This window comes from Streptococcus gingivalis (assembly GCF_035544715.1).
Taxonomy (GTDB): domain Bacteria; phylum Bacillota; class Bacilli; order Lactobacillales; family Streptococcaceae; genus Streptococcus; species Streptococcus gingivalis.
This window is the reverse complement of record NZ_JAYKTO010000002.1, coordinates 1-11995: the sequence shown is the minus strand read 5'-3', so window position 1 is coordinate 11995 and position 11995 is coordinate 1. Positions and strand designations below refer to the sequence as shown.

At 40.4% G+C, this 11995-nt stretch carries 19 protein-coding genes, 2 tRNA genes and 1 pseudogene; 16 read left to right on the top strand and 6 right to left on the bottom strand.

The features are described from left to right. Window positions 1-36: 36 nt before the first annotated feature. The 6 genes from SM122_RS06500 (at window position 37) to rsmA (ending at window position 3724) form a co-directional block, all read left to right on the top strand. The gene (locus SM122_RS06500; protein WP_155170288.1) at window positions 37-666 is read left to right on the top strand and encodes a ribonuclease P; all 630 of its coding nucleotides are present in this window, start codon (window positions 37-39) and stop codon (window positions 664-666) included. A 147-nt stretch (window positions 667-813) separates the two neighbouring features. Continuing rightward, a complete protein-coding gene (gene rpmH / locus SM122_RS06495) occupies window positions 814-948 on the top strand; it encodes a 50S ribosomal protein L34 (RefSeq protein WP_003003086.1) in 135 nt (44 codons plus the stop codon). Window positions 949-1073: 125 nt separating this feature from the next. After that, complete coding sequence (locus SM122_RS06490; protein WP_155170286.1) at window positions 1074-1844, top strand: TatD family hydrolase; 771 nt, start codon at window positions 1074-1076, stop codon at window positions 1842-1844. Next, on the top strand, window positions 1816-2409 hold the full coding sequence (gene rnmV / locus SM122_RS06485) for a ribonuclease M5 (RefSeq protein WP_173018908.1): 594 nt from the start codon (window positions 1816-1818) through the stop codon (window positions 2407-2409). Before SM122_RS06490 ends, rnmV begins: the two co-directional genes overlap by 29 nt. 107 nt (window positions 2410-2516) lie before the next feature. After that, entirely contained in the window at window positions 2517-2852 is a 336-nt protein-coding gene (locus SM122_RS06480) for a hypothetical protein (RefSeq protein WP_049486197.1), read from the top strand. Further along, window positions 2849-3724, top strand: coding sequence for a 16S rRNA (adenine(1518)-N(6)/adenine(1519)-N(6))-dimethyltransferase RsmA (gene rsmA, locus SM122_RS06475; RefSeq protein WP_021153984.1), 876 nt, complete (start codon window positions 2849-2851; stop codon window positions 3722-3724). Before SM122_RS06480 ends, rsmA begins: the two co-directional genes overlap by 4 nt. Before the next feature lie 43 nt (window positions 3725-3767). Here the strand turns inward: rsmA and SM122_RS06470 are convergent. The 6 genes from SM122_RS06470 to SM122_RS06445 all read right to left on the bottom strand — a co-directional run bounded on the left by SM122_RS06470 (window position 3768) and on the right by SM122_RS06445 (window position 6463). Next, window positions 3768-3856 (bottom strand) — tRNA-Ser (locus tag SM122_RS06470). Window positions 3857-3860: 4 nt separating this feature from the next. Then, window positions 3861-3943, bottom strand: a tRNA-Leu gene (locus SM122_RS06465). 220 nt (window positions 3944-4163) lie between these two features. Next, window positions 4164-5288 (bottom strand): site-specific integrase, encoded by a 1125-nt coding sequence (locus SM122_RS06460; RefSeq protein ID WP_324737906.1) that lies wholly within the window; start codon window positions 5286-5288, stop codon window positions 4164-4166. A gap of 87 nt (window positions 5289-5375) precedes the next feature. Then, entirely contained in the window at window positions 5376-5681 is a 306-nt protein-coding gene (locus SM122_RS06455; protein WP_320909836.1) for a hypothetical protein, read from the bottom strand. A 6-nt stretch (window positions 5682-5687) separates the two neighbouring features. After that, window positions 5688-6065, bottom strand: coding sequence for an ImmA/IrrE family metallo-endopeptidase (locus SM122_RS06450; protein ID WP_320909837.1), 378 nt, complete (start codon window positions 6063-6065; stop codon window positions 5688-5690). Continuing rightward, window positions 6062-6463 (bottom strand): helix-turn-helix domain-containing protein, encoded by a 402-nt coding sequence (locus tag SM122_RS06445; protein WP_320909838.1) that lies wholly within the window; start codon window positions 6461-6463, stop codon window positions 6062-6064. Before SM122_RS06445 ends, SM122_RS06450 begins: the two co-directional genes overlap by 4 nt. 163 nt (window positions 6464-6626) lie before the next feature. Here SM122_RS06445 and SM122_RS06440 point away from each other — a divergent pair, with 163 nt between their 5' ends. The 10 genes and pseudogenes from SM122_RS06440 to SM122_RS06395 all read left to right on the top strand — a co-directional run. Then, window positions 6627-6851, top strand: coding sequence for a DUF739 family protein (locus tag SM122_RS06440; protein WP_320909839.1), 225 nt, complete (start codon window positions 6627-6629; stop codon window positions 6849-6851). 80 nt (window positions 6852-6931) lie between these two features. Continuing rightward, on the top strand, window positions 6932-7177 hold the full coding sequence (locus tag SM122_RS06435; RefSeq protein ID WP_155169989.1) for a helix-turn-helix domain-containing protein: 246 nt from the start codon (window positions 6932-6934) through the stop codon (window positions 7175-7177). After that, complete coding sequence (locus SM122_RS06430; protein WP_320909840.1) at window positions 7170-7427, top strand: hypothetical protein; 258 nt, start codon at window positions 7170-7172, stop codon at window positions 7425-7427. The genes SM122_RS06435 and SM122_RS06430 overlap by 8 nt, the downstream gene beginning before the upstream one ends. 208 nt (window positions 7428-7635) lie before the next feature. Continuing rightward, window positions 7636-8349 carry a hypothetical protein gene (locus SM122_RS06425; protein WP_324737905.1) on the top strand — a complete coding sequence of 238 codons (714 nt, stop codon included), beginning with the start codon at window positions 7636-7638 and terminating at the stop codon, window positions 8347-8349. Between the two features lie 2 nt (window positions 8350-8351). Beyond that, window positions 8352-8669, top strand: coding sequence for a hypothetical protein (locus tag SM122_RS06420; RefSeq protein ID WP_324737904.1), 318 nt, complete (start codon window positions 8352-8354; stop codon window positions 8667-8669). Beyond that, window positions 8635-9321 carry an AAA family ATPase gene (locus SM122_RS06415; RefSeq protein WP_320909842.1) on the top strand — a complete coding sequence of 229 codons (687 nt, stop codon included), beginning with the start codon at window positions 8635-8637 and terminating at the stop codon, window positions 9319-9321. The genes SM122_RS06420 and SM122_RS06415 overlap by 35 nt, the downstream gene beginning before the upstream one ends. Before the next feature lie 119 nt (window positions 9322-9440). Then, window positions 9441-9725 (top strand): annotated as a pseudogene (locus tag SM122_RS06410) (DEAD/DEAH box helicase family protein); the annotation flags it as partial. 141 nt (window positions 9726-9866) lie between these two features. Beyond that, on the top strand, window positions 9867-10736 hold the full coding sequence (locus SM122_RS06405) for a DEAD/DEAH box helicase (RefSeq protein WP_320909995.1): 870 nt from the start codon (window positions 9867-9869) through the stop codon (window positions 10734-10736). 6 nt (window positions 10737-10742) lie between these two features. Then, a complete protein-coding gene (locus tag SM122_RS06400; protein WP_320909843.1) occupies window positions 10743-11222 on the top strand; it encodes a DUF669 domain-containing protein in 480 nt (159 codons plus the stop codon). A gap of 4 nt (window positions 11223-11226) precedes the next feature. Continuing rightward, a partial coding sequence (locus SM122_RS06395) for a bifunctional DNA primase/polymerase (RefSeq protein WP_324737903.1) occupies window positions 11227-11995 on the top strand: 769 nt, incomplete at its 3' end.

The following is an 11995-nucleotide window of genomic DNA, read 5'->3' as shown; positions in this document are numbered from 1 at the left end:
TCTCTCTCTTTTTTATTGGGTTTAGAAAGGAAACAGATGGCATTTGCAGCGATTCGAGAGTTTTTAAAGCTTCAAGGAATCAAATACCAAGCACCAGAAAAGGCAGGAGTGCTAGCCCCAGAGATGGAACAGTATCGTGCCCTAGCTCAAGCGGCTCGTAAGGAGTTTACAGAATTAGTCTCAGCCTTTCAGCAGCGTCACCCCTATTTGGAGCAAGATCGAACCAGCCAGTGGATGAACCAGGCTCAGATCTTGCGGCCTCATTTTTGGGCCTATCTAAAAGGTGAAGGGACGATGGCAGAACCCATGTTTGCTTTGAGACTTTATGGAGACGCAACTGATTTTGGTGTTTCCCTAGAGGTGAGTTTCATTGAGAGAAAAAAAGATGAGCAGAGCTTACAAAAGCAACACAAGGTTCTATCTGTACCCATCACTCAGCCAGTCTATTATCTAGCTCAGGAAAACGGGGAGAGTCGAAGAGTAGAAGGAACAGAAAAGAATCGCCATGATCTGTTGCAAGCAGTAGCAGAAGGGGTGGTTCGTAAGGTCCTCGTCAAATACGATGTTTCTCTAGTCAAGGAGGGTTCTCTTGAGGATATCCTAGATCAGTTGCAAGAGGCGCTGGTGGCTCTGGAACCCTATTACTTGGCAACCCGTCAGGTGTAGAAAGGTTTTCTCCGACCTGTATTTGCAACAATTTTGCCATAGCTATTGACAAATAGAGCTGAATCCGATAGAATAGTAAAGTATGTTTAGTAACTGATCACAACTAGCCGGCTAAACGAATACAAAATCTATGAGGAGGTATTCATCGTGAAACGTACTTATCAACCAAGTAAACTTCGTCGTGCGCGCAAACATGGTTTCCGTCACCGTATGGCAACTAAAAATGGTCGTCGCGTATTGGCAGCTCGTCGTCGTAAAGGACGCAAAGTTTTGGCTGCCTAATTCAGATAAAAACCTAAAAACCAGTAGAAACTCGAGACTACTGGTTTTTGTTTTATCCGAAAGTGAATTTAGAGGCGCTTTCTGCTATAATAGAAAGAAGAAAAACTCGGAAGAAAAGGAAGATCATGCAGATTTTTGATACCCACACCCATCTCAATGTGGAAGAATTCGCAGGAAAAGAACAAGAAGAGCTGGACTTGGCCAAGGAAATGGGCGTTGTAGCTCATAATATTGTTGGTTTTGACAAACCGACGATTGAGCGAGCCATGGAGTTGACAGACCAGCACCCAGAGCTCTATCTCACGCTTGGTTGGCACCCCACTGAGGCGGGCGATTATAGTCCTGAGGTAGAGGCCTATTTACTTGAACAGTTGAAACATCCCAAAGTTGTCGCCCTAGGAGAAATTGGTCTGGATTACCACTGGATGACAGCACCAAAAGACATTCAAGAAAAGGTCTTCCGTCGTCAGATTCAGCTGTCTAAGGAACTGGACTTGCCTTTTGTAGTGCATACGCGTGATGCGCTAGAAGATACCTATGCCATTATCAAGAGCGAAGGAGTCGGGCCTCGCGGTGGGATCATGCATTCCTTCTCAGGAAGTTTAGAAGAAGCCAAACGCTTTATGGATCTGGGAATGATGATCTCTTTTTCTGGAGTGGTGACGTTTAAGAAAGCCACAGATGTCCAAGAAGCCGCAGCTGGCCTGCCGCTCGATAAAATCTTGGTTGAGACAGATGCCCCTTATCTGGCACCAGTTCCCAAACGTGGCCGAGAAAATAAAACAGCCTACACTCGTTATGTAGTAGACTTCATTGCAGAACTACGTGGCTTAACAACAGAAGAAGTGGCTCAGGCAACCTATGACAATGCAAGAAAGGTATTTGGCCTTGACTGAGAAAAGAAAAATACCAGAAGTGATTGTCGTGGAGGGCAAGGACGATACGGTCAATCTGAAACGCTATTATGAGGTGGATACCTATGAAACACGAGGCTCTGCGATCGATCAAGATGACTTGGAACGAATTGCTACCTTGCAAGAGTTGCGTGGGGTCATTGTTTTTACCGATCCAGACTATAATGGCGAGCGCATTCGCAAGATCATCATGCAAGAAATTCCGCAAGCCAAGCATGCTTTTTTGAATCGTGGCGAAGCAGTACCCAAGTCCAAGACCAAGGGGCGTTCCTTGGGAGTGGAGCATGCTAGTTTTGAAGACTTAGAAAAAGCCCTGGCTGGACTGGTTGGCTCCTATGAAGATGAGAATTTCTTTGATATCACAAAGACTGATTTGATGCGTCTTGGCCTGTTGATGGGCAACGATAGTCGCAAACGACGGGAATACTTAGGAGAAGAACTCCGTATTGGCTACTGCAATGGCAAACAACTGATCAAACGCTTGGAGTTGTTTGGAATCAGCTTGGCTGAGGTTGAGGATGCTATGAAAAGTTATGAGAATAACTAAGTGAACCTCAAATGTAAGTAGAAGGTGTTGCAATAGTAGTAAATAAAGTTATTTCTAGGAGATTCATCTTAAAAAAATCAAATAGAAATGTGTAAAGGAATAACAATATGAAAATAATCGTTGATAGAGAATCTGTCTGTATGGGGGACGATGTTTTACCTCATGAAGTGGAATTTGAAGTCTCTGAAGACATGACGGTGAAAGAATTTTTTGATTTTCTAGAAAAGGAACGTTATTTACCATCTATTCAAGGAAACAATGTCGCCTGGGAACTTCGAAATCGAAATGGGGAACAAGGTGTTTATTTTACTAAAACACGAGAGATTATCCATCCGGAAGCAGTATTAAAAGAGATGTTGGAAGGAATTGCTGGGACTCCCTTGTTTGTTTTACTCTATCATTCTACCCCGGAAGCATACTATATTAGAAAAGAGAAAAAATGAGAATTGCAGATTATAGCGTGACCAAGGCAGTGCTGGAGCGTCACGGTTTTACCTTTAAAAAATCCTTCGGACAAAACTTTCTGACCGATACCAACATCCTTCAAAAAATTGTGGACACTGCTGAGATTGATAAGCAGGTCAATGTCATCGAAATCGGTCCCGGAATTGGAGCTCTCACTGAGTTTTTGGCAGAAAATGCTGCAGAAGTGATGGCCTTTGAGATTGATGACCGCTTAGTTCCCATCTTAGCGGATACCTTGCGTGATTTTGATAATGTGACGGTTGTCAACCAAGACATCCTCAAGGTGGATCTCAACCAGTACATCGCAGAGTTTAAAAATCCAGAGCTTCCAATTAAGGTAGTAGCCAACCTTCCATACTACATCACGACTCCCATCCTCATGCACTTGATTGAGTCTAAAATTCCTTTCCAAGAATTTGTGGTCATGATGCAAAAAGAGGTCGCCGACCGTATTTCAGCTGAGCCCAACACCAAGGCTTATGGGTCTTTGTCTATTGCAGTCCAATACTATATGACAGCTAAGGTGGCCTTTATCGTACCACGCACCGTCTTTGTGCCAGCGCCAAATGTCGACTCTGCCATCCTCAAGATGGTGCGTCGCGAAGAACCAGCAGTGGCCGTCAAGGATGAAGATTTCTTCTTCTCTGTCAGCAAGGCTAGCTTTGTCCACCGCCGCAAAACGCTTTGGAACAACTTGACTAGTCGCTTTGGCAAGACCGAAGAAATCAAAGCCAAACTAGAAGTAGGGATTGAAGCTGCAGGCCTGCAACCATCTGTGCGAGGAGAAGCTCTTAGCTTAGAAGATTTCGCCCGCTTAGCAGATGGTCTTCTAGAAGCAGGAATAAAATAACAGAAAAGCCATAGGTTATAACCTATGGCTTATTTGCATCGTAAGGAAAGGACGGGATTTGAACCCGCGCGTGAAGAAAATCCACTTGCCGGATTTCGAGTCCGGTGCCGTACCAAGCTGGGCCACCTTTCCAAGATGCGGAGAAAGGGATTTGAACCCTCACGCCCGAAGGGGCACATGCGCCTGAAGCATGCGTGTCTGCCGTTCCACCACCTCCGCATAGTTCTATTATACACTTTTTAGGAAAATTGCCAAGGAAAAAAAGGAAACACGTCAAAGTCCCTAACATGAAAACCATAGACAGTATGAGACTACAACCTGTTACAGGAAGTTCTTGCAGATTTTCTTATCAAGCAATCCAGCCTTATTTCTCATTTTTTGGTATAAAAGTAAAAACCCTTGTGTATCAAGGGTTTTAGTATGTTGACTACGTTTTTGACTACGCTTCAAGAAATTTTAATAAGCGATCTGCAACATCTGACCGCTGTTTGTCATTTAAGTGTGTGTACATATCGAGTGTCGTTTGGATATTCGAGTGACCTAATCTATCTGATATCGTTTTAGGTTCTATGCCAGCTTCGAATAACAAACTTGCGTGCGTGTGTCTCAGACTATGCACGCTAAATTGTTTTAGTTTGTGCTTGCCAAGAAAGTATCGCAGTTCATCCCGAAAATGTGCAAAGTCGAAGTAGCCACCCTTGGTATTGGTGATGACGATATTTTTTGACTTAACACCATATTTAAAGAATAGTTTCTTCTGCTCTAATTTCCATTCTTTAAGTATCTGTACCGTGCTATCATCTAGCGAGATCGTCCGTGTGCTACGTTTGGTTTTAGGCGACTGAGTAGACAGCTTCCCATTAATTGTAACAAGTGTCTTACTAACTGATATCGTCTTGGTTTTAAAATCAATATCAGACCATTCAAGTCCTAACAATTCCCCTCGCCTTAACCCAGTGTAAGCGAGTGTGTGCCACGCAGTGTATAAGACAGGTCGTGCATCTTTCTTTGCCAGCGTGAGAAATTTGTTTAATTCTTTTTTAGTGAGTGCTATTTTTTCTTTCCGTGGTTTCTGCTGTTTTGGACGTATGATCCTATCAACTGGATTAGTCTGGATGATATCCAGATGCAGAGCGTACTTAAACACCCTGTTAATGATAGACAGATAATTTAAGTAAGTTACATACTTCTTGCTTAATTCTATGACAATCTTTTGCATCATAGCCACGGACACGCTCTCAATTCGGATATCCTTAAAATGATTCTCTATGATTGCTTCAAGATAATTCTTTGTATTTTGATAAGTCGTAGGCTTTACAGTCGTTTCATAACTCTCTAACCACAGATCAGCTACTTCTTTAAACGTAGGCTTGCTAGAGTGATCTGTAAAGCCATTCTCTTCGATAGATAGCAGTAGTTCCCGTTCTGCTTTCTTTGCTTCCTTTTGAGTTTTAAACCCTCTACGGGTCGTTCGTTTTTGCTTGCCAGTAAACGGATCAACACCCAGATACGCTTGGAGCATATAGCGTGTTTCTCCGTCCTTTGTTAAATATTTTTTGATCATGACAATCTACCATTGATATGATATAATCTATATAGATTTCAATATCTTTCCTATCTACCGTCCCGTTTTTCGGGGCGGTTTTTTTATTTACATTAAACTAAAAATAAAATGCAGTAGTGGTATTAGTAGCAAGATAATCATGATTAAACAACCTAGACTGCTAAGAGATTGTCCACAGCCTTGCAGAGCAGTACCACAGCCATCAAGAGCATTGCCTACTTGCGTGGCCTTGCTATTTTCAACATGACTTTCATAATCATAAAAAATCTGTTTCACTTCATCTGGATTAAATCTAAACCCACATTTTGGGCATCGCTGAGTGTGGAATGTTAAGATAATGTCATTCTTACAGTGTTCACATTTTAATTTTAATCTTGCTTGTTCTAAATCCATAATAATCTAACCTACCAATCTATAAAATTCATCAATGACCATGAGTTCGTCCGTGGTCGTTTTTAATTTGTGCCGTTCCATAAAATTTAAATAGTTGAAATTTTCCTTGTCTACGTGGTTCAATTCCTCCTTCAATAATTCATGTATCATGGCTCTATTGGCCTCGTTTTCGCATTTAATCGGGTTGATGGTGTATTCTCCCTTCGAATGGTCGAGGTGGCCTAATTCGTGCAGTATAACCCTCTTCTGGGCTTCACTAGATAGTGATTTGTTCACAAATACTATCTTTATTTCGTCCACATAGATGCCGTGCCTATTCCATAGATCGGGATCGAAATAGGCAATACGGACACCATGCAGGTCGCAAATTTCTTCTATACTCATAGTCTGCCTTTTAAATATATTTCTATAATGTTCTGTATTGCTTGTATATCGTTTTCGTTTAGTGGTTTACCGTCAAATGTTTTTGCGTTTTCTGCCATTTTGCGGAGGTCGGTTTCGGTATAGCCAGTGGTGGTGGTAGAAGTAGAAGTATCACGCTCCCTTGGGACATCATAACCCATTAACCATGCTTCTGATACATTAAAAGTCAAAGCAAGCAAAGCTAATTTCTTTTGGTCTGGCGCTTGTACACCATTCACGTATTGAGACAACGCACTTTTTCCAAGTTTAACACCTAATTTTTCTTGGAAAGGCTTCGAATTATTAATTATATCTACTTGTTTCCATTGTTTCTCTTGCATTAATTCTCGGATTCTGTCCGCAGTTTCAAATTTTCTCATGATCTTTACTCCTTATTTCTACTATAGTATAACACAAATTTTGAAAATAAAAAATAAAAAAGTTCAAAAAAAATGAAAAAAAGTGTTGACAAAGTTCATGACGCATGATATACTTTAACCATGATCAAAGTTCACGTGACGTGAACAAGAAAGGAGTGATAAAATGAGCAATGACTATTCAATGCTTTTAGGTAAAATCACAGAGAAGTTTGGAACACAAGCCAACTTTGCTGAGGCTATGGGAATGTCAGAACGCAGTATCTCGCTGAAATTGAATAATCGAACATCTTGGAAAGATAGTGAGATTTCAAAGGCGGTTGAGATTCTTGGAGTGAATCCAGAAGATATCCCCTCTTATTTTTTTAAATATAAAGTTCATGCTTTATGAACATAAAAAAGCGCCCCACAGAATGGAACGCTTCACAAAATTAACCACTTTGATTATACCACAGAAAGAAGAGGTGGGCAATGATTGAAGAACTAATCAAAGAACAGATCAGAGAAATTTACCTCGAAGCGAAAGAACAGGCTAAGAAAGAACTGTTACCAATCAGTCAAGCAGAATTGCAAGAGATGTTTGGTTTTAGCAACGAATACTTAAAACGCTTGAAACGCAAAGGCTTGAAATTTCGCAAGCAAGGAAAATACATTATGTACGATCTAAACGATGTACACGAGATTTTGGAACTAGAAAAGGAAATACAACATGTATAACGACATTATCGCAGGAATAACAATCGCAGGAACATTTTTCACGGCTGGATTTATCGGAGCGGTTTGGGACTTTAAACGTGCGCAACGGAAGAAAGCAAGACTGGCCAAACAGGAAGCGATCATGCAACAGTACGAGGAAGATTTGCAAGAGAAGTTTGAAGAGGGCTATCAAGCATTTCAAGCTGATCTAGCTTACGCACGCAAGCACTCTCACTCTGATAATGATTGGGGTACAGCAGATGTTCTTTAAGAAAGCAAGAAGAATTAAAGAACTTGAAACTCTATTAAAAATCTACGAGAAAAGGGACATCGAACATACGAATGTTCTACGGGTGCTATTAAATGGACGAAAACGAAGAAATCGACTACCACGATCCAGATCTATGGCACTGGTACGGGTCTGGCAAACGCTGGTTAGGCGATGATGATGAAATTTAAAAATTAACGGAGATGACACAATGGCTAAAGGTAAATACAAAAATAAAAAACGGAAAGAACATAAAGATGAAATTGCAATGATGTTTATAAAAGCCGTAAGACAACAACACCCAGAAAAAGAAGAAGAGTACAAAAGATTATCTGAAAAATACAAAAAAATGTTTGCAAATGATCCATACAGGTTTGATAAAGTGTTTGATGATAATCCTGTTTACTACTTTCACTTAAAGTTGCTATTAGCTATCAATATAGACCGTTTAAAGGAATTGAGGCGCTACCACAATATTTCTGCAGAGGAACTCGATGACCGACTAGGCTACACAAAAGGTTATCCAAGACAAGCGCTGGTAAACACTTATAACAATCCCACTCCAAGAAACGCTAAAATTGCGATGAAAGTTTGTCAAACTATTGGTATGTTTTCAAGAGGAAAAAAGCTGGACGGGGTCAAAATTAATAGTGAATATTTTGACGTAGCAGAAATGATTAACGAAAGTTTTGAGTTGGCTGGACTATCTGCGCCAATAATGATGGAATCGGAAGCAATTAATGAAGATGAAAACATTGAAGAAATTAAAGTTGTGAAAGAGGAAGTTGAAGCTATTGGCAACGATAACGATCTGGAATTTCTAAAGCAAAAAGCACTTTCGGTTAGCGATGCTAGAACTATTGAAGAAGTCGTAGATACAGCTAATCAAATTTTAAAACTTGCTGAAATTTTGAAAGGTGCTTAAAGATGAGATTTTACGTTAACACAAAATACGAGCTAGTATGTGCGCCAGATTATCACGATAAATTCGGCAATGTTACAGCAGATTCATTGATGATCAACACTGGCACATATACCAATATGCTGGAAGAAGAAATCAATCTGGCAGTAAATGAAGTTTTAAAACGGTATCGGCACACAATCCCAAAGGAATTAGTAGAAGAACTCTTTAAGGAGCGCAAGAGACAAGTGCGAATGATGTGCGATACGAGTGCTATTCTGAGCGAGTATATGGATGGAGGAAAGATAAATGAAGATCACACAGGCGACGAAAATCACGAATGATGATGCGTGCTACTTAATCTACGGAAACCCAGGATTTGGTAAGACCAGTGCGATTAAATACATTGATGGTAAAACGTTAGTCATTAATATCGACAAGTCTGCTAAGGTCTTAGCAGGATGCGAAAACATTGACATCGCAGATGTTGATACACACAAGATCTGGGATGAATGGTTAACAGTCGTTAAAGAATTGTTAAACGGAGCTGGTGAACCATACGACACAATCGTGGTTGATAACGTTTCTGAGTTATTCCGTGCGTGTCTTGCCAACTTAGGTCGTGACGGTAAAAACCATCGTGTACCATCGCAAGCAGATTACCAACGGGTAGATTTTACGATCTTAGATAGTTTACGAGCCTTGTTACAACTTAATAAACGCATTGTATTTACAGCGTGGGAGGCAAGCGACCAATGGACGGACGAAAACGGTATGATCTACAACCGTGCTATGCCAGACATTCGCCCTAAAATTTTAAATAACTTCCTTGGACTGACTGATGTGGTCGCCCGTCTGGTGAAGAAAACCACGGACGATGGTGAAGAAGTACGAGGGTTTATCCTACAACCATCTGCAAGCGTTTATGCTAAAAATCGCTTAGACAACCGTAAAGGCTGTAAGGTCGAAGAGTTATTTAAAGGGGGTGATGATTAGTGGTGTTTGAATTACGTGATTATCAGAAAGAGTTAATCATGGACATTAAAAAATCTATGATGAACGGTAACAAAAAAATCATGGTTCAATCACCCCCGTAACCACGATCTGGCAAAACAGTAGTCATGTCGCACATCGCGAAAAATGCTACTGATAAACAAAAACACGTACTATTCTTTAGCCATCGGAAAGAAATAAATGAGCAGGTCGAAGAAACATTTAAACGTGGTGAAGTCAATCTTGACTATGTAACCATCGGTACGGTTGGCAGTCTAGTCCGAAAACTGGACACCCTCCCAAAATTCGATGTGGTATTAGTCGATGAGGCTCACCACATTAAAGCCAAGCAGTATCAGACGATATTGAAATACTTTAAAAACGCTACTCAGTTATTCTTTACGGGAACACCAATCAGACTAGACGGGGCTGGGTTTGATGATTTAGCAGATGATCTAGTCATCGGTAAATCCATACGATGGCTACAGAAACACGGGAACATATCCGAATTTGATTACTATTCTATCAATCTGTTAGACCTCAAGAAATTGAGAAAACGATCTGGAGAATTTACCAATAGTTCGATAGACGATGCACTTGATTTTAAAGGTGAGTATGGTGATTTTATTGACCACTACAAACGATTAGCAGACGGTAAGCAAGCTATCGTATATGTCCATAGCGTAGTATACGCTGATAAAGTCGCAGAACGATTTAATAATAACGGTTATCGTGCAGTAGTCGTGACTGGTCAAACAGACAAAAAGGCGCGTGAAGAATATATGCAAGCCTTTAGAGACGGTGAAATAACCATCATGGTAAACGTTAACCTCTTTACTGAGGGAATTGACTTACCGAATGTAGATGTCTGTATCATGCTACGACCAACGGCATCATTATCGTTATACTTGCAATTCGCTATGCGACCACTTAACCCCAGAGAGGGGAAACGTGCAATCCTTATCGACCACGTAGGTAACCATTTAAGACACGGATTACCAAATGATGATCGAGACTGGACACTAACTGGACTTTCGAAAACGAAAAAACCAGCCGAAAAATCTCCCAAAACGTGTGAACAATGTTTTGCAACATTTTGGAGAGAGCAGATGAAAGATAATTGTTGTCCATATTGTGGGGCGGTTATCATTCAACCAAAAATCGTCATAAACTTAGACGATAAACGCTCAGAGATTGAGCTTACAAAGATAGACCAAGAGATGGTATTCATCAACGTAAATGGTGAAGAAATCGAGGTCAGAAAAGATGAAGCGATGGTATATTGTCGTGTTAAAAAATATGGAAAGCAATATACAAAATGTCAGAACCTAGCCGAATTAAAAGCGTTCCGAAATTTAAAAGGATATGCCAACGGTTGGTTGTGGTTTCAACAGAAAAGGTTAAATATTTGGAGGTAACTTACTATGTCACTATTCTCAGTAAACTATGAAGCAGCAGAACAATTCGCATCTATCACAGATGGAACGTATGAGGTATTCGTCTCACAGGCGGAGCAGAACGCAAGCAAGAACGGTACAGATTTTCTGGACATCCGCCTTAAAATTCGTGATGATTTTCAGCAAAAATTCCGAAATAACTTAATTTTTGACAAGATTTGGATTAACAAAGAAACACTTCAGTATCCAACATGGGCACTTCAACGTTATGCCAAAGCGGTTAAAATCCAAGAGGGGGTAGAGATCAACTCTATCGACCAATTCCTAGAACTGATCCGTGGTAAGTCTTTGAAAGTAACCGTAAAAAACGTTACATCTGAGTACAACGGTCAGACTTACGAGAATTTGAACGTAACGAAGATGGAACAATCAGAGTTGCCAGCATTCGCAGGCGAGATCAAACCATCTACGAATCAACAGATCGAAGATTTAGATTTGCCATTCTAAGACTATGGTAGGAATGGTAGATTATGCGCTGAATTATCAAGCAAATGGTTTTTCTGTCATTCCAATCGACAAGCGTAGTAAACGTGCTATCACTAAATTTAAAGATAGCACCTTTACCGCTGACGATATCAAACGGTTTTGGCACGAAGAACCAGAAGCGAATATAGCGCTTAGAACAGTAGATTTTTTCGTGATTGATATAGATATCAATAAAACCGAAAACGGCTACCAATCATTAAACGACTGGGAATTATCACAATACATACCAGACACCTTGAGAGTTACAACCCCAAGCGGTGGTGAACATATCTACTTAAAGAAACCGCAAGGGGTTGAAATAAGTCAAGATATACGGATTAAAGCTGGTATAGACATTAAAGCTAATAAAAACAATTACATCTTAGTACCGCCTAGCAATAATTCTAAAGGTCAGTATAAGTGGAAGAATAAGCATCCTATCGCTGAATGTCCACCAGAGATTTTAGAAATTCTAAAAACTGAGAAGAAAAAATCCAAGGTGAATTTTACCACGGATTATCAGAAAGGTGAGTATTCGAGCAAAACAGCAAAACTTTTTGAACAGGTCGTATACGGGCTGGGTGATAAAGGTGGTAGAAATAATGCTCTTGCAAGTTTTATCGGTGGTCTGCTTCTTAGAGGAGTAGAAGTAGACGCGATATATATGCTTGCAAAACTAGCGAATCACTACACACCAGAAAGTCTACCACAGAGTGAATTAGACCGCACGTTTGAAAGTATGCTTAGAAAGGATA